Genomic DNA, 20,611 nt, shown 5'->3' with positions numbered 1-20,611 from the left:
ATTCCGGTAATGCTTGTGGGCCGGAATCTGTTGTTTATGCTATTGGATTCACTTAATTATTGCAGTAAAGCAGACCCTCGATAAAAGACCTCGAGGGTGACGGAGTTTGGGTTACTCGAGGGTGACGGTTTTGAGAGTTCGAGCGTGGCGGAATTAGGAAAACTCAAGAGTGACGGTGCAGGGGGGGGGAGGATAACGAATGCATAGCCTAGTTAATGGTGACTAACCCGTCATTCCGACAATGTTTGATATCCCTGTCATTAGAGCAATCCGTCATTCCGGTAATGCTTGTGGGCCGGAATCTGTTGTTTATGCTATTGGATTCACTTAATTATTGCAGTAAAGCAGACCCTCGATAAAAGACCTCGAGGGTGACGGAGTTTGGGGCCTGTAGGTTGGCGGAGTTGGGGCCTCGAAGCTGACGATATAAGGTCGTTCGAGAATGTTAGTGGCATCTCGAAGCTGGCGGCGCTTAAAGTCAATATCGAGTGCTGTACTATTCTGCCAAGTAGTATAGACCTTGGTTGATTAAAGTAACCATTAGCGAGGCTATTTCGTTATTGCCACAAAGTTGCTGAGCTTGTTCATTCTCAAGCCAATTTTCATTTGCCAAAGTCAGTAATTCTTCTTCAGTCGCAGTAGCTAACGGATAAACTTCGCCGTTGATAAATAAACGACTATTTAAATCACCCTCTAAGCGCAATACTTTAAGGCCACCAATACGTGCGATGCTTGCACCTTGACTAACTAAGTCAACCAATTCATCAGTATCTAATGCCTCTTCACCTTCACAAATATCTAATTCAAAGCGGTTTTGACTGAGTAACTGACCCAACATGGTTTGGTACTTATCAGGTTGATTAGCAAGCTCGGCAAGTAAATGCATAATGCCTTGCTGTTGCGACTGGCTCACCATGCCTGGCTCTGCAGATTCAGAATCCGACTCAAAGCGTTTATGGCCGCTGTTAGTATCAATTAATGAGTCTGCTAATTGGGTAAGTAGCTCTTGCTGGCTAGGTGCTCTAAAGCCAACCGAATAACTTAATGCGAGTGTGAGTGTTTCGCCACAATGTGGGTAGCCGGGTGGAATATATAGCAGGTCACCTTTTTCAAGTATCACATCAATAATCGGTTCGAAGTCTTCTACTAATGGTGAGGTTTTGTCGCCACCTCTGACTTTGTGATCGCCTTTGTCACCCACACGCCAACGGCGTTCACCTTCACCTTGAATAATAAATACATCGTAATTGTCGATATGCGGGCCAACACCACCTTGTGGAGTGGCAAATGACACCATTAAGTCGTCAAAACGCCAGTCAGGTAAAAACCTAAATGCTTCTACTAATGGCTGTGAATCCGGATACCAATGATTAACGGCTTGAACTAATAATTGCCAATGGCTTTCACCATAAGTGTCATAATCTTCAAATGGCCCTTGAATAACTTCCCAGCCGTTGTCCTTTGTAACAACAATACGAGCTGAAATTTCTTCTTCACAGGCTAAACCCGCTAATTCATCCGCTGCGATTGGATCTTCAAAGTTGGCAAAAGCTTGCTTAATTACAATAGGCTTTTTTTGCCATTGTTGTTTGATAAACGCTTGCGTGTCGAATGTGAGTTGATACATGTTTAGACCTGTATTATAGCTATCGAAATAAAAAGCGGCCTCCTGAAAACAGGTTGCCGCTAAATCGTTACCTAAAGCAAATTATAGCTCTAGGATAATTGTTGTGTGAATTAGTTTAATTCGTCAACAAAGGCTTCAGCACGACCAATATAGTTAGCTGGAGTCATTTTTTTCAACTCAACTTTAACGGCTTCTGGTAGCTCAAGGCCATCAATAAATACCGCTAATTGTTGTGCATCAATACGCTTACCACGAGTCAGTTCTTTTAACTTCTCATAAGGTTTTTCAATACCATAACGACGCATAACGGTTTGAACTGGCTCTGCTAGTACTTCCCAGTTAACGTCTAATTCGGCACGTAAATGCTCTTCATTAACTTGTAACTTGCTGATCCCTTTTAAGGTTGCTTGATAAGCAATTAATGAGTGAGCCATACCAACACCTAAGTTACGTAAAACAGTAGAGTCAGTTAAGTCACGTTGCCAGCGAGAAACAGGAAGTTTAGCGGCTAAATGCTGCATTAATGCGTTAGCAATGCCTAAGTTACCTTCTGAGTTTTCAAAGTCGATTGGGTTAACTTTGTGTGGCATGGTCGAAGAACCAATTTCACCAGCAATAGTACGTTGTTTGAAGTGACCTAAGGCAATGTAACCCCAGATATCACGGTCAAAGTCGATTAAGATGGTATTGAAACGGGCAATGGCATCAAATAGCTCAGCAATGTAATCATGTGGCTCAATTTGAGTGGTATATGCATTCCAGTTGATACCTAGGCTGGTAACAAAGCGCTGTGAAAGGGCATGCCAATCAACTTCTGGGTAGGCAGAAAGGTGAGCATTGTAGTTACCCACAGCACCATTGATTTTACCCATAATTTCAACAGCTTCAATTTGCTTTAATTGACGCTCTAAACGCACGACAACGTTAGCCATTTCTTTACCTAAGGTAGAAGGAGAGGCTGGTTGACCGTGGGTACGTGACATTAATGGTACTGATTTGTTGTCATGGGCAAGCTTTTTAATACCGTCAACAATTTGCTGACAATAAGGCACAAGTACTTGCTCACGGGCTTCTTTTAACATTAACGCATGAGAAAGGTTGTTAATGTCTTCTGAAGTACAAGCAAAATGAACAAACTCATCAATCGCAACTAGCTCGGCATTGTCAGCAATTTTTTCTTTAATAAAGTACTCAACCGCTTTTACGTCGTGGTTAGTGGTGCTTTCAATGGTTTTAACGCGTAATGCATCTTGCTCACTGAAGTTGTCTTTGATGCTATCCAGTAACGTTAATGCCGACTCGCTGAACGGTGGCACCTCTTCAATTTCTGGGCAGCTAGATAAAAGTTTTAACCAGTTAATCTCAACTTGTACGCGGTACTTAGTAAGACCGAACTCGCTGAAAATCCCTCTTAATGAAGCGGTTTTACTACCATAACGACCGTCTACCGGAGAGATAGCAGTTAGTGCGGAAAGATCCATTTGAAGCTCCTTGATGAACTTTTGTTGTAGGGTGAATCGATTAATTATTTTTTTGACTGTTAACAGCCACGTCATATATCGCTTTACGTGCAAACACTAAATGGCGTCGTTTACCACCGAGTTGACGCCACAGTACCGCACTGCGCATTGCTGCTAAAAGCAAGGCGCGAATTTTGTTCTGCACATTGGTTTGCTTTAAGAATGCGGGATTACCTGAAATTTGTAATTTAGGCCCCAAAGCACTGATAACATCGCTGTAAATACTGGCAAAATTGGCGATGACTTGTTCGTCAGTAATAGCAAAGTGATGTAGTTGACGGTGCACTTGATTGATACGCTCGGCCAGCATGCCCATGCCATCGGATGAACGAGCAAGTTTGCGTTCTAGCGCTAAAATACCGACTAAATAACGGGTAGTTTCAACGTCTTTATTGCTGCCATCGCCAAGCTGATTTTGAATCAGCTGGTAGCCCTTATTTAATAAGTCTTTATTGGGGTAAACATCGGCTGTGTTATCTGGATTGGTCACCAGAATTGTCTGAAGACTTGCCGCGAGGGCTTGCTCGTCACTTTCGCCATGACGAGCGATATATTGCACCTGACCAATGGCTTGTAATATGCCAGCAAATGCCATGGTGCGTTCATGTAAGATACTGTCAGTCACGGTGTGGCTTACCTATCTTCTAATTAAATTGTCAATGATACCGCCGCCTAAGCAAACGTCACCATCATAAAATACTGCTGACTGCCCTGGTGTTACGGCAGCCACTTCTTGGTCAAATATCACTTCAATGGTGTCATTATCAACATGCTTTATTTGACAGCTTACATCGCGTTGGCGATAACGGGTTTTAACACTGATATGGCTTTTATCAGCAGGGCCTTTTCTATCAACCCAATGTAATTGATTTACTATCATGCCGACAGACATTAATCTTGGGTGATTACCACCTTGGGCGACAACTAATACATTTCGGTCTAAGTCTTTATCGACAACGTACCACGGGTCTTCGCTGCTATTTTTTAATCCACCAATTCCTAGACCTTTACGTTGGCCAAGAGTGTGATACATCAAACCTTGATGTGTACCAATAATTTCGCCATCGGCGGTTTCAATGTCACCCGGTTGAGCGGGTAAATAAGTTGATAAAAAGTCAGTAAACTTACGCTCGCCAATAAAGCAAATGCCGGTACTGTCTTTTTTATCATGGGTTATAAGGCCCATTTCTTTAGCAATGTCGCGTACTTGATATTTTTCAAGCTCACCAACAGGGAACAAACTACGAGCCACTTGTTCATGGCTTAAAGTGTATAAAAAGTAGCTTTGATCTTTATTGTTATCTACACCGCGAAGCATTTCAGTTGTGCCGTCGGCATTGTCACGACGTCTAACGTAATGGCCCATTGCAATATAGTCAGCATCTAAAATTTCATCAGCAAATTCTAAAAATGCTTTAAATTTAATTTCTTTATTACACATGATATCAGGGTTTGGAGTACGGCCAGCCTTGTATTCAGCTAAAAAGTACTCGAACACATTATCCCAATATTCAGCAGCAAAATTTACCGTATGAAGCTTAATGCCTAGCTTGTCACAAACCGCTTGAGCATCTTTTAAGTCTTCACTGGCTGCACAGTATTCGTCTGTGTCATCTTCTTCCCAGTTTTTCATAAACAGACCTTCAACTTCATAACCCTGTTGCATTAACAGATATGCTGAAACTGAAGAATCTACACCGCCAGACATGCCAACGATGACTTTTTTACCATTAGTGGGTGAAATTGATGTCATAGAACCTATAAACCGTATACGTAACGTTGAAAGCCGTTAGCTTTCAAAATGAAAAATAATGTGCAATTTCTGCGGCGCGTATTCTATCACGCATTGGCCGTATGAGCTATCTTGGGGTAGGGATTGTGTGTTTCAAGGATAAACCGATTAAAAGCACTGAGTATTAATTAAACTTAACGGGGTGTGTTGGCCTTGTTGTTGGATAAAATCATCAATAGATTGAAGTACTAACGGGCTACGTAGTTGGTTGATTCTTTGAGCCACTTCATCACGACTAAACCAGTGGGTTCTGGTAATGGCGGCATCATTTGGCACCGCATTAACTTGTACTGGAAGTTCTGCGCAAAAGGTAAATCTGACAAAGGCTAAGTCTTCTTTGGCCTGAAATTGATAAATACCCACTAAGCCGCTGGGTATAATAACAAGACCAGTTTCTTCCAGTAATTCTCGCTGGCAAGCTTGTAGTAGGGTTTCGCGCGCTTCTAAATGCCCCGCGGGTTGATTAAACACCACTTTATTGTCAATTAACTCTTCAACTAATAAAAATTTACCACAGGAATGAATTACCGCGGCAACCGTGGTATTGGGTTTATAACGCTCTGTCATCATTAGCCCTCATTACATTTTAACAATTTTAAAGTCGCCATTGGGTAGGTCATCTAAGCACCATTGGCCTATTTTATAACGAATTAATCTTAAGGTCGGAAAACCTACATGGGCCGTCATGCGTCTTACTTGGCGGTTTTTACCTTCACAAATCTCAATTTCTAACCAGCTGGTGGGAATGGACTTTCGCTCTCTGACTGGCGGATTTCTAGGCCATACTGCTGGCTCGTCCATTAATCTAACTTTTGCTGGTAGAGTTTTTCCATCTTTGAGCACGACGCCATTTTGTAAAGCTGCAATGGCTTCATTAGTCGGAATCCCTTCTACTTGTACCCAATAGGTTTTATAGGTTTTTTTAGTCGGTTGAGTAATTTGAGCCTGTAATTGTCCGTCATTTGTTAATAGTAATAACCCTTCGCTGTCTCTATCTAAACGGCCAGCAGCATATACATCGGGTACCGATATAAAGTCTTTTAAGGTTTTGCGGCCTGCCTCATCAGTAAATTGGCACAATACATCAAAAGGCTTATTAAAAAGCACAATGACTGGGTTAGAGGTTTTTGGCTTTGTTGATTTAGTTTTAGGATGATGGTTTTTTTTCCCTTTTGAATTTGGCCAACTTTTAGCATTGCTGCTGAATTTTTGTTTAGCGGTTTTTTGGGTTGAGTTTTTTGATAAGCCTGAAGAAAACGCCATAAAAATCTAAATACCTTGTTCAAGACGAAAAAAGAAACCTAAAAAGTCGGCAATATTGAGCATAAAAAGCACAAAAAACCATCAGTAAAGATAATTATTGTAAGTTTACTGCGTATTGGCCTTAAGTGGAATTTGAATATTCTTCAGAATGCTCTATGATGTTGGCCTGAAAAATGTGATCTGCACCTAATTTTTTTTAAAAATTGGTAGGTGGCTTTAAGTCTAACTTATTGATTTTGCATTGCTGCATTGAATAGCAATGATAGATGTTCTTATAAAAATAATAAATGGGATAGGGGAGTTCACAAAAATTACTGTTAGCTATTGAGCATTAATGGTTAAAAGTAATTTCATCACAGCATAAAGATAATCATCTTGCTTGATGCAAAAACCGTGAATACTTCAACATATCCGCAGCATAATATTCTTAAAAATTATTAATTTACAATAATGTAGGAAAAACCATGAAAGATAACTCTCCAACGATTATTTATACTGAAACTGATGAAGCGCCGGCACTGGCAACGCTTTCATTATTACCGCTTATCCGTACCTTTACCGATGCCGCTGGCGTAAAAGTTGAAACTCGTGACATCTCTTTATCGGGTCGCGTTATAGCAAACTTTCCTGAAAATTTAACGGCAGAGCAAAAAATTGGTGATGCGCTATCTGAGCTTGGAGAGTTAGCAAAACTTCCAGAAGCTAACATTATCAAACTGCCAAACATCAGTGCGTCAATTCCTCAACTTAAAGCTTGTATCGCTGAGCTTCAAGCTAAAGGTTATGACATTCCTAACTATCCTGACGAGCCAAAAAATGACGCTGAAAAAGAAGCGAAATCTCGTTATGACAAAATTAAAGGTAGTGCGGTAAATCCAGTTTTACGTGAAGGTAACTCTGACCGTCGCGCTCCAACTTCTGTTAAAAATTACGCTAAGAAAAACCCACATTCAATGGGTAAATGGGCTGCTGACTCTAAGTCTCACGTCGCACATATGTCAGAAGGTGATTTTTACGGTAGTGAGCAATCTATAACATTATCTGCAGCAGATACCGTTAGCATCGTACTTGCAAAAGCTGATGGCACTGAGCAAGTATTAAAATCAGGTTTAGCTTTATTACAAGATGAAGTGATTGATGCTGCTGTCATGAGCAATAAAGCCTTAGTTGATTTTTATACTCGTGAAATTGAAGCGGCTAAATCAGAAGATGTTTTATTATCACTTCACTTAAAAGCAACCATGATGAAAGTTTCTGACCCGATTCTATTTGGTCATGCTGTTAAAGTGTTCTTTAAAGCGGTATTTGATAAGCACAGTGCTTTATTTGATGAGTTAGGTGTTGATGTGAACAATGGTTTTGGTGATGTATATGCCAAAATTAAATCACTTCCTGATGCACAACGTGCTGAAGTTGAAGCTGATATTGCAGCGGTATACGCTGAGCGTCCAGCATTAGCTATGGTTGATTCAGACAAAGGTATCACTAACTTACACGTACCAAGTGACATCATTATTGATGCGTCTATGCCTGCAGCTATTCGTTCATCTGGCCAAATGTGGGGCCCGGATGGTCAATTAAAAGATACTAAAGCAATGATTCCAGATCGTTGTTACGCGGGTGTTTATCAAGAAACTATCGCATTCTGTAAAGCCAATGGCGCATTTGACCCAACGACGATGGGTAGCGTACCAAACGTAGGCTTAATGGCGCAAAAAGCGGAAGAGTACGGTAGCCACGATAAAACCTTTGAAATTCAAGCTGCTGGTACAGTTAAAGTGATCAACCAAGCCGGTGACGTATTAATGAGCCACGCTGTTGAAGCGGGCGACATTTACCGTATGTGTCAGGTTAAAGATGCGCCAATCCGTGATTGGGTTAAATTAGCGGTTAAACGTTCACGTTTAAGTAATACTCCAGCAATTTTCTGGTTAGACAGCAACCGCGCACACGATGCTGAGTTAATCAAAAAAGTAAACCTATACCTTAAAGATCATGTTACAGATGGTTTAGACATTCAAATCATGTCTCCAGTTGACGCAACTCGTCACACGTTAGCGCGCATCATCAAAGGTGAAGATACTATTTCAGTAACTGGTAACGTATTACGTGACTACCTAACTGACTTATTCCCAATTCTAGAACTAGGCACCAGTGCTAAAATGCTGTCAATTGTGCCTTTAATGAATGGCGGTGGACTATTTGAAACGGGTGCAGGTGGTTCAGCACCTAAGCACGTTCAACAAGTTGAAAAAGAAAACCACTTACGTTGGGATTCATTAGGTGAGTTCTTAGCACTAGCAGCATCATTAGAGCACCTAAGCCAAACTACTGGTAACGCTGATGCGCAAGTACTTGCTGATGCATTAGACGTAGCAATTGGTCAGTTCCTTGACAGCAACAAGTCTCCTTCACGTCGTGTAGGTGAGTTAGATAACCGTGGTTCTCACTTCTACTTAGCGCTTTATTGGGCTCAAGCATTAGTGGCTCAAACAGCTAGCCCTGCATTAGCAGATAAGTTTGCTAAGTTAGCGGCTGATTTAGCGTCTAACGAAGAAGTTATTGTTGCGGAGTTAAGCCAAGCTCAAGGCCCAGCAGTTGATTTAGGCGGTTACTACCGTTTAGATGCCGCTAAAGCTGAAAAAGCTATGCGTCCAAGTAACACACTAAATAGCGTTGTAGCGGGTTAATCTTAACCTAAGTGACAATGTACTAATAAAAACGCGCCATTATGGCGCGTTTTTTATTGATATATAAAATTCATATAATCGATAAAAGTTAGCAAGTTAGTCGTAATAGTTAAGGCTAAACTAAAATACTTTACTGAAAATAAAAAGACAGGGATTAAAATCCCTGTCTTTTTGTTTTATGATTTCAGCAACTAATTAGTTGGTGAAATGGCTGAAGCATGCATACCCTTAGGGCCTTGTTCTACTTCAAAAGAAACCGGTTGACCCGCTTTAAGCGTTCGGTAACCTTCCATTTCTATAGTTGAATAATGCGCAAATACATCTTCGCCACCCTGATCTGGGCAAATAAACCCGAATCCTTTGGCGTTGTTGAACCATTTAACAGTTCCGCTTGCCATACTTCCACTTCCTTCTGTTGTCTACTTACCAGTATGATAGTAAAACTTATTATCCAGCGGTCTCAAATTGCCGCCTAGTAGACAGAATGAAATTTGTACAGAAAGATGTCAAGTAAAAATTTAACAAAAAGACAACATTGATAATATTATTTATTATCATGTGGTCTAGATTGAAATGAGAGGCTAGTATTAAAGCATGGCTAAAACAGGCAGTATTGAAAAAATTGAAGAAAAGCTTGAATCAGATATTCAACGTCCCAACTTATATAAGGTGGTTCTGAATAACGATGATTACACGCCTATGGACTTTGTTGTAGAAGTGCTACAACGTTTTTTTGATAAGAATGAGCAACAAGCTGTCGATATCATGCTGGCTATTCACCACAAAGGAAAAGGAATATGTGGCGTTTATCCATTTGGGATTGCAGAGACAAAAGTGTTACAAGTAAATCAATTTGCAAGAGAAAACCAACATCCGCTACTGTGTAGCTTAGAGAAAGAATAATCTTACTCTGCAGTCTTGTAGTTAATTTGAGGGGGTGCCTATGCTGAACAAAGATCTTGAGGTCACTTTGAACCTAGCGTTTCAGCAAGCTAGAGATTCGCGTCATGAATATATGACGGTAGAACATTTATTATTAGCGCTATTAGATAACCCAGCGGCTTATGAAGCACTTGTTGCTTGTGGGGCTGACGTCAATAAACTTCGTGAAGAAGTGTATAATTTCATTCAACAAACCACACCCATCATTGCTGAAAGCACTGAAGAAAAAGAGACTCAACCCACACTAGGTTTTCAACGTGTATTACAACGCGCCGTTTTCCATGTGCAATCTTCTGGACGAAATGAAGTTACCGGAGCCAATGTGCTGGTGGCGATTTTTAGTGAGCAAGAATCACAAGCTGTTTTCTTATTACGTAAGTGTGATATTACCCGTTTAGATGTGGTGAATTATATTTCCCACGGTTTTTCAAAAGACGAAGACAAAGCTGAAGACTCAAGCCCAAGCGATAATCTTGACGAAACTGCTGAGGCTAGTGAAGAAAAAAGCATGTTGGCGCAGTTTGCCGCTAACTTAAACCAATTATCTATTGATGGCATTATTGACCCACTAATTGGCCGAGATGCAGAAGTTGAGCGTGCGGTACAAACTTTATGTCGTCGCCGTAAAAATAACCCGTTATTAGTAGGTGAAGCAGGGGTAGGTAAAACCGCTATTGCAGAAGGGTTAGCGTACCGTATTGTTAATAATCAAGTGCCAGAAGTGATGGCTGATGCCACGGTTTACTCGCTCGATTTAGGTTCATTATTAGCCGGTACAAAGTACCGAGGCGATTTTGAAAAACGATTCAAAAGCCTGCTAAAAGAACTTAGCGCCGACGAACATGCCATTTTGTTTATTGATGAAATTCACACCATCATTGGAGCCGGTGCTGCGTCAGGCGGGGTGATGGATGCGTCAAACTTACTTAAGCCTTTATTATCAAGTGGTAAGTTGCGTTGCATGGGCTCAACCACGTTCCAAGAATATCAAAGTATTTTTGAGAAAGACCGTGCCCTAGCGCGTCGCTTCCAAAAGATTGATATCAATGAGCCGTCTGTGGCAGAAACCACAAAGATTTTGATGGGACTTAAATCAAAATACGAAGAACACCACGGAGTTCGATATACTCAAGCGGCTATTAGTAGTGCGGCTATTTTATCAGCCAAACATATTAATGACCGTCATCTACCCGATAAAGCCATTGATGTAATTGATGAAGCCGGGGCGCGCATGGTGATGATGCCGCAAAGCAAGCGCAAAAAGACCGTAGGGCAAGGTGAAATTGAAGCCATTATTGCTAAATTAGCCCGAATTCCTGAGAAGTCAGTATCGTCTTCTGATAAAGACTTACTCAAGAACCTTGAACGTAACCTTAAAATGGTGGTGTTTGGACAAGACAAAGCGATTGAGAGCTTGTCATCTGCCATTCGCTTATCTCGCAGTGGTTTAGGTAGCGATAAAAAGCCAGTCGGTAGTTTCCTGTTTGCTGGCCCAACCGGTGTGGGTAAAACTGAGGTCACTAATCAGTTAGCGGTAGCGCTTAACCTTAAATTGATTCGATTTGATATGTCTGAGTACATGGAGCGCCACGCGGTTTCGCGCTTAATTGGTGCGCCTCCAGGGTATGTCGGTTATGACCAAGGTGGACAGTTAACCGACGCCGTGATTAAAAATCCACATTGCGTGGTATTACTGGATGAAATTGAAAAAGCCCATCCTGAAGTTTATAACCTGTTATTACAAGTTATGGATCACGGTACCTTAACCGATAACAATGGTCGTAAAGCAGACTTCAGACACGTAACCTTAGTGATGACAACCAATGCGGGTGTGCAAGAAACCATTCGTAAATCCATTGGTTTCCAACAGCAAGATCATTCACAAGACGCTATGGCCGAAATTAACAAGGTGTTTTCACCTGAGTTTAGAAACCGCCTAGATTCAATCGTTTGGTTTAATCATTTAGATATGACCGTTATCGCCAAAGTGGTTGATAAGTTCTTAGTTGAGCTGCAAGCACAACTTGACGATAAAGGAGTGACGTTAGATGTGTCTGATGAGGCCCGTACCTTGCTAGCTGAAAAAGGCTACGACAAAAATATGGGGGCTAGACCGATGGGACGTGTAGTGACTGATTTAATTAAACGTCCATTAGCAGACGAAATTCTATTTGGTGAATTAGTATCAGGTGGGGTTGCTCATATTGATGTGAAAAATGGCGAAATTAATATTAATTGCCAAGCACCAGAAAAAGTCTCATAAGACAGCTCATCACTGAGCCTGTAACGTACTAAATAGCACTAAAGCGGCGATCCCCTTTGGTGCTTTTTTATTTTCAGCCCCTAAACCACCTACTTCAGTAGGTGGTTATCATCAATAAGGCTTTGCCTGAATATCTACTCATGTTAATTTGAAGTCTGACTTTCCAAATTCCGTTTGGATTAACATCGCAGGATTCCATCCTGCACCGGCCAAAAGGGTATCAACAGCAATACCCTCTATACTCTTTATTAAAGAAATTGGCCCTGCCGCCCCAGACGATAAATGCTGAAAAGCGCATAATTTTCGATGGGGATTGATCCAGCTTTTAACTTCGTTGGTATCTGCCTTCGGTCATTGTCGGCTAATACAAAATCTCTCCAACGCTTCCGATAGGTATCTGAAGTAAATGGATTTACAAATGTCACGGTGGCAGGGATGCCAAGGAGTGACCCTGGCCTAACGTAAGCTAACTTGGCATCCATGCCAAGCTCACGAACTTTTCTCGATGCCCTCACGACATTCCGTTCATCCTGAACATCCCAGCGGCAGGCAATTGATTAGATTGAAGCTATGAACTTTCGTCAAACTTGACTGTTCAAGCTAAGATTTATTCACGTTACAGTAGACAACGCCCCCTTTTAGGGGGCTAAATTAAAGCTACCTTCTTCAGAAGGTGGATTCTTTACTGGCTTTTTATTGACCTTATTGAGACTGCTTAAACTGGCTATTACCGAATAGTAGACATAAAAAAACCGACTTTAACGTCGGTTTTTTTCATACGTAAACTAATTCAACAAACTTAATTAACGTGCGCGGAAGACAATACGTCCTTTGGTTAAATCATAAGGAGTCAACTGAACCGTGACTTTGTCACCAGTTAAAATACGGATGTAGTTTTTGCGCATTTTGCCAGAAATGTGGGCTATCACCACATGTCCATTTTCAAGCTCTACGCGGAACATTGTGTTTGGCAAGGTCTCAAGGATAGTGCCCTGCATTTCAATGTTGTCTTCTTTCGCCATTAATAAATTATCCCATTAGCCTTCAAATATGAAAATCGGGCGTATCATGCCGTAAAATCTGTTGTCTGTAAAGACTGTTATCAAAACTTAGGGCGAAAGAGGGTGAACTTGTTCACCATTTTGCCAACCATTTTGCATTAAAATTTGATATGGACGATATTGACGCTTGTAAGACATCTTGCGGTTTTCGTCAATTTGATAGCCTAAATACAAAAAATGCTTCCCTAAAGACTTGGCTAATTGGCACTGAATCAGAATCATTAACGACCCAAGTGAGTTTTTTTCATAATCTGGGTCAAAGTAACTGTAAATTGCTGAAAGGCTGTAGTGCAGGTTGTCAGTCACCGCGACGGCAATTAATTTATCTTGGTCATAAAGCTCAATAAACGTGGGCGGTAGCCAGTCACATAACAAAAAGTCATCGAACTGAGATTGCGAAGGCGGATACATTGGCCCGTCTTGATGCCGTGCGGCAATATAACGCTCATAAAGCTCATAGTGAGCAGCAGTGGTTTGATTAACCACTTTCCAATGAAAGTTCTGATTATTCTTTAAGGTGCGTTTCTGCCTTTTAGACAAGGTAAATGATTTCACTGGAATGCGAATAGACAAGCATTTGTCACAGCTTGGGCATTTGGGTTTATAAATGGCGTTACCGTTGCGCCTGAATCCCATCGCTAATAACTGCTCAAAAAGCTGGCTGTCTAATTCAGACTCTTGAATTACCAGCAATTGCTCTTTTTGGCCAGCAATATAGCTACAGTCAAAAGGCTTACTTATTCCCACTGATACTGACTTAGAATTCAAGTTTTACCTCTTGTTTTTGCCATATCGATGCCGGAATTTGCTTCACTCGCGACTGCTTTAAATGGCATAAAAAATCTTGCCGCTTCAGGATAGTCGCCCCAAGGCTCGTTAGATGATCGTTAGGTACTTGGGCATCAATTAATTCAAAATGATGTTTAGCCAAATGCTGATTTAATACTGCAAAAGCGGCTTTAGACGCATTAGTTTGTCGGTGAAACATGGACTCTCCACAAAAAGTACTTCCCACAGGAATACCATACAAGCCGCCCACTAACTCATCACCGTCCCATACCTCTATGGAATGTGCATATCCCGCTTGATGTAGCTCAAAGTAGGCCGTTTTAATGTCTGAGCTAATCCAAGTACCTTGCTGATATGATCTGGGTTGAGCACAGGCTGTGATGACATCAGCAAACGCATGATTAATCGTAAATCGCCAATGAGTCTTTTTAAGTGCTTTAATTAAACTTTTACTGCCAAAATGAAGCTTTGGGATGAATACCGCTCTTGGATCTGGCGACCACCATAAAATAGGATCGTCAGGGTTGAACCAAGGAAAAATGCCATTGTAATAAGCTTCTAACAAACGCTTGGTTGATAAATCTCCTCCAACTGCCAATAAGCCGTTGGGCTCAACCAGTGCTAGCTCTGGCGACGGGAAGTGAGTTAGTTCATTTAAATAAGACAGTGAATTCACAATTGATTATAGTAAGCATATTGGCCTTACCTATAACTTAGCGGAAAAAGTCTATGTTGAACATTAAACAAAACAAATTTTACCTATTTTTGTTATCGGGTCTGGTGTTATTCATGGTGAGTACTCCCAGCTACGCCACCTATAACAGAAACGAAGCCGTACCGGTTGAAAAGGTAATCTATGGCAATATCGAATCGGTAAAAAATGTCACTGAAAAGCAATTGGTTGAAGATAGAAACCAAGGCTGGCGAACGTTTGGCGGTGCGTTAGTGGGTGGGGTTATTGGTCATCAGTTTGGGGGCGGTTCAGGCCAAGACGTAGCTACCGTGCTGGGTGCGTTATTAGGCGGTGGAATAGGACACCAATATGGTAATAATCAATATTACTTAGAATATAAACTCGTTGAGCTAATGATAAATCTTGATGACGGCACTAAAGTAATGGTAATTCAAGACTTAGATCCCGGGATGATTTTTAATGCCGGTGATGAGGTACGTGTAGTGTATTTACAAGGTTATGTGCGGGTTGATTTAGCCATGTGATTTGTATTGTTGTAGCAAGCTTGCTAAAAAAGCCCGCTAATCAATAACTGATTAGCGGGCTTTTTTAATGCCTTTCAGCAATGAACTTAGCAGAGTTAATTTATACTTTTAAACCTACCAGTAAGTGGTCAAGTTGTTCCGCTGTGGCATGTAACTCGTCACAGCCCGATACAGATTCATTAGCAGACTGCTCAACATTGTGAGACTGGTTTCTAATTTCCATCAAGTTTGTTGCGATCTCATTGGCTACAGCTGACTGCTCATCTGCCGAAGTGGCTATCAATACGCTCATTTCAAGCACCTTATGGCTATGATGTGCGATGTTTGATAAGTCTTCACCAGTTTGAAGTACATGTTTCTTACCTTCAGCAGCTTGCTCTACAGTGCGAGACATCACTTGAGTGAGGTTTTGTGTACCAGATTGCAGTGCTTCAATCATGGCTTTAATTTCAACCGTTGCCGCTTGAGTACGTCCTGCTAATGTTCTTACTTCGTCGGCGACTACTGCAAAACCTCGACCTTGCTCACCGGCACGAGCCGCTTCAATAGCAGCGTTTAAGGCGAGTAAGTTAGTTTGTTCAGAAATGGCATTAATGGTCGTGACCACAGCATCAATTTTTGTGGCATTTTCGTTTAACGCAGACACAGCATTAGATGCTTGACCAATTTCATCCGATAACACATCAATCGCATGAACCGTGGTTTCAATGTCTTTTGAGCCTGCCGACACTTGATTGTTTGCTTCTTCGGTTTCAGCAGATGATTGTTCAGCATTGCGGGCAACTTCTTTCACGGCAGCGGTCATTTCTTCCATAGCTGTTGCTAAAGAATCTAAATGTTGGCGTTGATTAACGGCTAAAGACTGACCATCTTGCGCCGTTGATCTAAAACCAGATACGACCGTTCTAATTTGTTCCGTTGCTTGGGTAATTTGTTTAACTAGGTTGTGTTGACGCTCCACAAGTGCGTCGATACTAATAGCTAAAATACTGAACTCGTCTTTCACTTCAAAGAAGTTTAATCGACCTGTTAAGTCGCCATTGGCGGCTCGTTTTAATGCCATTACAGTGGTATATAATGCGCCACCAACAAAAGTTGAAATGTAGTAAGCAAAAATAAATAACACAATCAACAGCATCGACATCACACCATAGGCTGCAGTAATACTGTTGGTTTCTTTAATTAAATCATCATAGGGCAGGTCAGATACAATAACTTTATCATGATTATTAATACCGCTAATAATTTGAAAGCGGCTACCAGCCTCAATAAACCCACCACCAGTTTGAGCCAATTTTCTTTGGGCTGAATTTAGTGAGTTAACCTCGGTAATTCGGCTGTTGTTGGATAATTGTTGGCTAAGTTGACCGGCTTTATCTTCACCTAATAAGTCATAGGTATTTCCCATATACTGATTGGTATGATTCAGCAGAGTTAAATGATTATCAACATTTGACGCCACAATATCTTGATGATGTTGATGGTTAATAAACAAGGTCAGCCCGATTATCATCAACATGGGCACGACTGCTAAAATAGTGAACTTGGTTTTTAACGTCATATGGATGAGATATTGGTCAATCCATCTAAATTTTACTTCTCTCATTATTGCCTCTGTTTAATATGTGGGCTTGTTGAAAAACAGTTTAGGTAAAATAAATATAATCGTTTATCGACAATTAGCGAGTGAACTTTAACGATTAGTGTCAAAATGTAATTTAACTGTTCGCATTTTGAGCTTAAAGTGTAGATGGGTAACAAACTGCCTAAAAACCTATGGTTTTATAGCTGCTATTAGTCAGCAAAACTTATCTATTAATAGTGAGTCGGGTTAAAACAAACCTAGAACACCTGTATCACTAATAAAAATCCACAAAAAGCGTCTAAAGCCTATTAAAAACCTAGTAATTAGCTGGCTGCTAACGTAAAATTTAAATCTTTTATTTTAACCAATGACCTTAACCAGTGAGATTTACTCATATGTGGTTAAGTCGTCATGCTGTCAATTAAGACAGTATAATTAGCATTAAAAATGCCCAGATGCAGTGGATGAATAAATGCAGCAGTTAACAGAGATCGTAGAACAAGCCTTAGCGTTAGTAGAGCAGGCCAGTGATCTAAAGGCATTGGATGATATCCGTGTCGATTACCTTGGTAAGAAAGGTAAAATCACTGACATGATGAAGATGATGGGTAAATTAAGTGCAGAAGAGAAACCTGCCTTTGGACAAGCCGTCAATCAAGCTAAACAAACCGTACAACAGAAATTATCTGAGCGTATTGATGGTTTAAAAGCCTCTGAACTTGCCGCCAAACTAGCGGCAGAAAAAATTGATGTAACCTTACCTGGTCGCACTATCGACAATGGTGGATTACACCCGGTAACGCGTACCATTGAAAGAATTGAAACTTTTTTCGGTGAGTTAGGCTTTACCGTGAAAAACGGCCCAGAAATCGAAGATGATTTTCATAACTTTGATGCATTAAATATTTCTGAACATCATCCAGCTCGTGCTGACCACGATACCTTCTATTTCAACCCGAAGGTAATGCTACGTACTCAAACTTCTGGTGTGCAAATTCGTACAATGGAGCATGAACAGCCTCCATTACGTATTATCTCTCCAGGTCGTGTATATCGTAACGATTATGACCAAACTCACACACCAATGTTCCACCAAGTTGAAGGTTTAATGGTTGCTGAAAACGTCAATTTTGCAGAGCTTAAAGGCATTTTGCATGACTTTTTACGCAACTTTTTTGAAGAAGACTTACAAGTGCGTTTCCGTCCGTCATATTTCCCATTTACTGAACCGTCAGCCGAAGTTGATGTGATGGGTAAAAATGGTAAATGGCTAGAAGTATTAGGTTGTGGCATGGTTCACCCTAATGTACTTCGTAGTGTTGGAATTGACCCAGAAAAATACTCTGGTTTTGCTTTTGGTATGGGTGTTGAACGTTTAACCATGTTGCGTTATGGCGTTAACGATTTACGTGCCTTCTTTGAAAACGACTTACGTTTTCTAAAGCAATTTAAATAACGGAGCAAATGTAACATGAAATTCAGTGAATCTTGGCTTCGTGAATGGGTAAACCCATCAGTAAGTCGTGAAGAATTATCTCACCAAATTACTATGGCTGGTTTAGAGGTTGACGGTGTCGACCCTGTTGCGGCTGATTTCAGCGGTGTAATCATCGGTGAAGTAGTTGAGTGTGGTCAGCACCCAGATGCAGACAAATTACGTGTCACCAAAATTAATGTGGGTGAAGAAGAGCTAATCGACATCGTTTGTGGTGCACCTAACTGCCGTTTAGGGCTGAAAGTTGCTGTGGCAATGGTTGGTGCAGTGCTACCTGGTGACTTCAAAATCAAGAAGGCCAAACTACGTGGTCAGCCATCATTTGGCATGTTGTGTTCATACAGCGAACTAGGTATTGATATCGAAAGTGATGGCATTATCGAGTTACCAACTGACGCACCAGTAGGCACCAATGTTCGTGAATATCTTGATCTTGAAGATGCCGTAATTGACGTAGACTTAACCGCAAACCGTGCCGATTGTTTAGGCATGGCGGGCTTAGCACGTGAAGTTGGCGTACTAAACCGTGAAGCCGTTACTGAGCCAAGCTGGCAAGCAGTTGCCCCTACCATTGATGCGCCAATCAGCATCAACGTAGTTGATAAAGCAAGCTGCCCACGTTACCTAGGTCGTGTGGTTAAAAACATTAATGTAAAAGCGGCCACTCCGTTATGGATGCAAGAAAAATTGCGTCGTAGCGGTATTCGCTCAATTGACCCCATTGTTGATATTACTAATTATGTATTGATTGAATTTGGTCAACCAATGCATGCGTTTGATTTAAACACGCTAAATGGTGGTATTACCGTTCGCTTAGCAGACGGTAAAGAAAAGCTAACTTTATTAGATGGTAATGAAGTGACCGTGCCAGATGACACCTTAGTCATTGCAGATGACCAAAAAGCCGTGGCATTAGCCGGTGTATTTGGTGGTGAAGCTACTGGTGTTACTGAAAACACTCAAGATATTCTACTAGAGTGCGCATTTTTTGCCCCGCTAGCGATCATGGGTAAGTCTCGTCGTTTAGGGCTTCACACAGACTCATCACATCGTTTTGAGCGTGGTGTTGACCCAGAGTTACAGCATAAAGTTATCGACCGTGCTACACGACTAGTATTAGATATTTGTGGTGGTGAAGCAGGACAAGTAGTTGAAGCTGTTGCTCAAGAGTTTTTACCTAAGCCAGCTAAAATTACCCTACGTCGTAGCAAGTTAGATAAAACACTTGGCCATCCAATTCCTGATGCTGACGTAGTTGAAATTCTAGAACGCCTAGGTTTTACCGTAGAAGTGAATGCTGATTCTTGGGCCGTAACAACGGCCACCTATCGTTTTGATATGGCGATTGAAGAAGATTTAATCGAAGAAGTTGCGCGAATTTACGGTTATAACAATATTCCTAATATTGCTCCGCAAGCAGCGTTAAGTATGTCTGATCATAAAGAATCAAATATTCCGCTCAAGCGCGTTCGTGACACCTTAGTCGCCAGAGGTTTCCAAGAAGCGATTACTTACAGCTTTGTTGATCCAAAATTACAAGCACTGGTTCATCCAGAGCAAGCGTCAATGATTCTTCCTAATCCAATTTCTGTTGAAATGTCGTCAATGAGACTATCAATGTTTACTGGATTACTTGCCGCCGTGGGACATAACCAAAGTCGTCAGCAAAATCGTGTGCGTTTATTTGAAACCGGTTTACGTTTTATTCCAGACGAAAATGCCGATGCCGGTGTACGCCAGCAACCCATGATTGGTGCGGTTATTTCGGGTTTACAGAACGATGAACACTGGTCAATGGAGTCGAAAACGGTTGACTTCTTTGATTTAAAAGGTGATTTAGAAGCAATTATCGGCTTGACAGTTGCCGCTTCAGAATTTAGTTTTAAAGAAGCAACACATCCTGCGCTTCATCCAGGACAATGTGCTGAAATATTGAGAAATAATCGAGTCATTGGCCATATTGGGGCAGTACATCCTAGTTTGGAGAAGCCTTTTGGTCTCAATGGTAAAACAATTGTTTTTGAGTTAGAACTGGACGCATTATTACATGCCAGTTTGCCGCTAGCCCAAGCAGTATCTAAGTTTCCAGCTAATCGACGTGATATCGCTGTTGTTGTAGATGAACAGGTTTCTGCAACAGATGTTATAAGTTTGATAAAAAAAGTTGGCGAAAATCAGTTGGTTGGCTTAAACTTGTTCGATGTATACCAGGGTAAAGGTGTAGAAGCAGGCAAAAAGAGCCTCGCAATCGCACTTACGTTACAAGACACTACTCGTACACTTGAAGAAAAAGACATTACCGCAACGATTGATGCAGTAGTATCTGCTCTTAAGACCGAGTTCAACGCATCGTTGAGGGATTAAAG

17 protein-coding genes are annotated in these 20,611 nt (G+C 41.2%); 6 read left to right on the top strand and 11 right to left on the bottom strand.

Annotated elements, in window-relative coordinates; all coding sequences use genetic code 11:
* Positions 1–496: 496 nt before the first annotated feature.
* The 6 genes from L2672_RS11345 to rluE form a co-directional block, all read right to left on the bottom strand.
* Positions 497–1,627 carry a ribosomal protein uL16 3-hydroxylase gene (locus tag L2672_RS11345; RefSeq protein WP_248995960.1) on the bottom strand — a complete coding sequence of 377 codons (1,131 nt, stop codon included), beginning with the start codon at positions 1,625–1,627 and terminating at the stop codon, positions 497–499.
* A 110-nt stretch (positions 1,628–1,737) separates the two neighbouring features.
* Complete coding sequence (gene purB / locus L2672_RS11340) at positions 1,738–3,108, bottom strand: adenylosuccinate lyase (RefSeq protein ID WP_248995959.1); 1,371 nt, start codon at positions 3,106–3,108, stop codon at positions 1,738–1,740.
* Between the two features lie 40 nt (positions 3,109–3,148).
* Positions 3,149–3,772, bottom strand: a complete 624-nt coding sequence (hflD, locus tag L2672_RS11335; RefSeq protein WP_248995958.1) for a high frequency lysogenization protein HflD — start codon at positions 3,770–3,772, stop codon at positions 3,149–3,151.
* Between the two features lie 12 nt (positions 3,773–3,784).
* Positions 3,785–4,900 carry a tRNA 2-thiouridine(34) synthase MnmA gene (gene mnmA, locus L2672_RS11330; protein ID WP_248995957.1) on the bottom strand — a complete coding sequence of 372 codons (1,116 nt, stop codon included), beginning with the start codon at positions 4,898–4,900 and terminating at the stop codon, positions 3,785–3,787.
* A gap of 147 nt (positions 4,901–5,047) precedes the next feature.
* Positions 5,048–5,506, bottom strand: coding sequence for an NUDIX hydrolase (locus L2672_RS11325; RefSeq protein WP_248995970.1), 459 nt, complete (start codon positions 5,504–5,506; stop codon positions 5,048–5,050).
* Between the two features lie 12 nt (positions 5,507–5,518).
* On the bottom strand, positions 5,519–6,202 hold the full coding sequence (gene rluE, locus L2672_RS11320; protein WP_248995956.1) for a 23S rRNA pseudouridine(2457) synthase RluE: 684 nt from the start codon (positions 6,200–6,202) through the stop codon (positions 5,519–5,521).
* A gap of 464 nt (positions 6,203–6,666) precedes the next feature.
* Here rluE and L2672_RS11315 point away from each other — a divergent pair, with 464 nt between their 5' ends.
* The gene (locus tag L2672_RS11315; protein WP_248995955.1) at positions 6,667–8,892 is read left to right on the top strand and encodes an NADP-dependent isocitrate dehydrogenase; all 2,226 of its coding nucleotides are present in this window, start codon (positions 6,667–6,669) and stop codon (positions 8,890–8,892) included.
* A 191-nt stretch (positions 8,893–9,083) separates the two neighbouring features.
* Here the strand turns inward: L2672_RS11315 and cspD are convergent, their stop codons facing one another.
* On the bottom strand, positions 9,084–9,290 hold the full coding sequence (cspD, locus tag L2672_RS11310) for a cold shock domain-containing protein CspD (protein WP_248995954.1): 207 nt from the start codon (positions 9,288–9,290) through the stop codon (positions 9,084–9,086).
* A gap of 196 nt (positions 9,291–9,486) precedes the next feature.
* Between cspD and clpS the strand changes: the two genes are divergently transcribed.
* Both clpS and clpA read left to right on the top strand, forming a co-directional pair.
* Positions 9,487–9,795 carry an ATP-dependent Clp protease adapter ClpS gene (gene clpS / locus L2672_RS11305; RefSeq protein ID WP_248995953.1) on the top strand — a complete coding sequence of 103 codons (309 nt, stop codon included), beginning with the start codon at positions 9,487–9,489 and terminating at the stop codon, positions 9,793–9,795.
* Positions 9,796–9,835: 40 nt separating this feature from the next.
* A complete protein-coding gene (gene clpA, locus L2672_RS11300) occupies positions 9,836–12,097 on the top strand; it encodes an ATP-dependent Clp protease ATP-binding subunit ClpA (RefSeq protein ID WP_248995952.1) in 2,262 nt (753 codons plus the stop codon).
* An 803-nt stretch (positions 12,098–12,900) separates the two neighbouring features.
* On the opposite strand, the gene infA is transcribed toward clpA, so the two are convergent.
* The 3 genes from infA to aat all read right to left on the bottom strand — a co-directional run bounded on the left by infA (position 12,901) and on the right by aat (position 14,623).
* A complete protein-coding gene (gene infA, locus L2672_RS11295; RefSeq protein WP_006081934.1) occupies positions 12,901–13,119 on the bottom strand; it encodes a translation initiation factor IF-1 in 219 nt (72 codons plus the stop codon).
* Between the two features lie 87 nt (positions 13,120–13,206).
* Complete coding sequence (locus L2672_RS11290) at positions 13,207–13,926, bottom strand: arginyltransferase (protein ID WP_248995951.1); 720 nt, start codon at positions 13,924–13,926, stop codon at positions 13,207–13,209.
* A complete protein-coding gene (aat, locus tag L2672_RS11285; RefSeq protein WP_248995950.1) occupies positions 13,916–14,623 on the bottom strand; it encodes a leucyl/phenylalanyl-tRNA--protein transferase in 708 nt (235 codons plus the stop codon). Before aat ends, L2672_RS11290 begins: the two co-directional genes overlap by 11 nt.
* 113 nt (positions 14,624–14,736) lie before the next feature.
* On the opposite strand from aat, the gene L2672_RS11280 reads away from it, so the two are divergent.
* Positions 14,737–15,165 (top strand): outer membrane lipoprotein, encoded by a 429-nt coding sequence (locus L2672_RS11280; RefSeq protein ID WP_248995969.1) that lies wholly within the window; start codon positions 14,737–14,739, stop codon positions 15,163–15,165.
* Positions 15,166–15,265: 100 nt separating this feature from the next.
* Here L2672_RS11280 and L2672_RS11275 read toward each other — a convergent pair whose 3' ends face one another.
* A complete protein-coding gene (locus L2672_RS11275) occupies positions 15,266–16,771 on the bottom strand; it encodes a methyl-accepting chemotaxis protein (protein ID WP_248995949.1) in 1,506 nt (501 codons plus the stop codon).
* 451 nt (positions 16,772–17,222) lie between these two features.
* On the opposite strand from L2672_RS11275, the gene pheS reads away from it, so the two are divergent.
* Positions 17,223–18,206 carry a phenylalanine--tRNA ligase subunit alpha gene (gene pheS / locus L2672_RS11270; protein ID WP_248995948.1) on the top strand — a complete coding sequence of 328 codons (984 nt, stop codon included), beginning with the start codon at positions 17,223–17,225 and terminating at the stop codon, positions 18,204–18,206.
* Between the two features lie 15 nt (positions 18,207–18,221).
* Positions 18,222–20,609: a phenylalanine--tRNA ligase subunit beta gene (pheT, locus tag L2672_RS11265; protein WP_248995947.1), complete on the top strand. Its 2,388-nt coding sequence runs from the start codon at positions 18,222–18,224 to the stop codon at positions 20,607–20,609.
* Positions 20,610–20,611 lie beyond the last annotated feature (2 nt).

Origin of the sequence: Shewanella gaetbuli (assembly GCF_023284065.1) — a bacterium.
In the GTDB taxonomy this organism is placed as follows: Bacteria; Pseudomonadota; Gammaproteobacteria; order Enterobacterales; family Shewanellaceae; genus Shewanella; species Shewanella gaetbuli.
The sequence above is the reverse complement of the archived record's forward strand: the minus strand, read 5'-3'. Positions and strand labels throughout refer to the sequence as shown.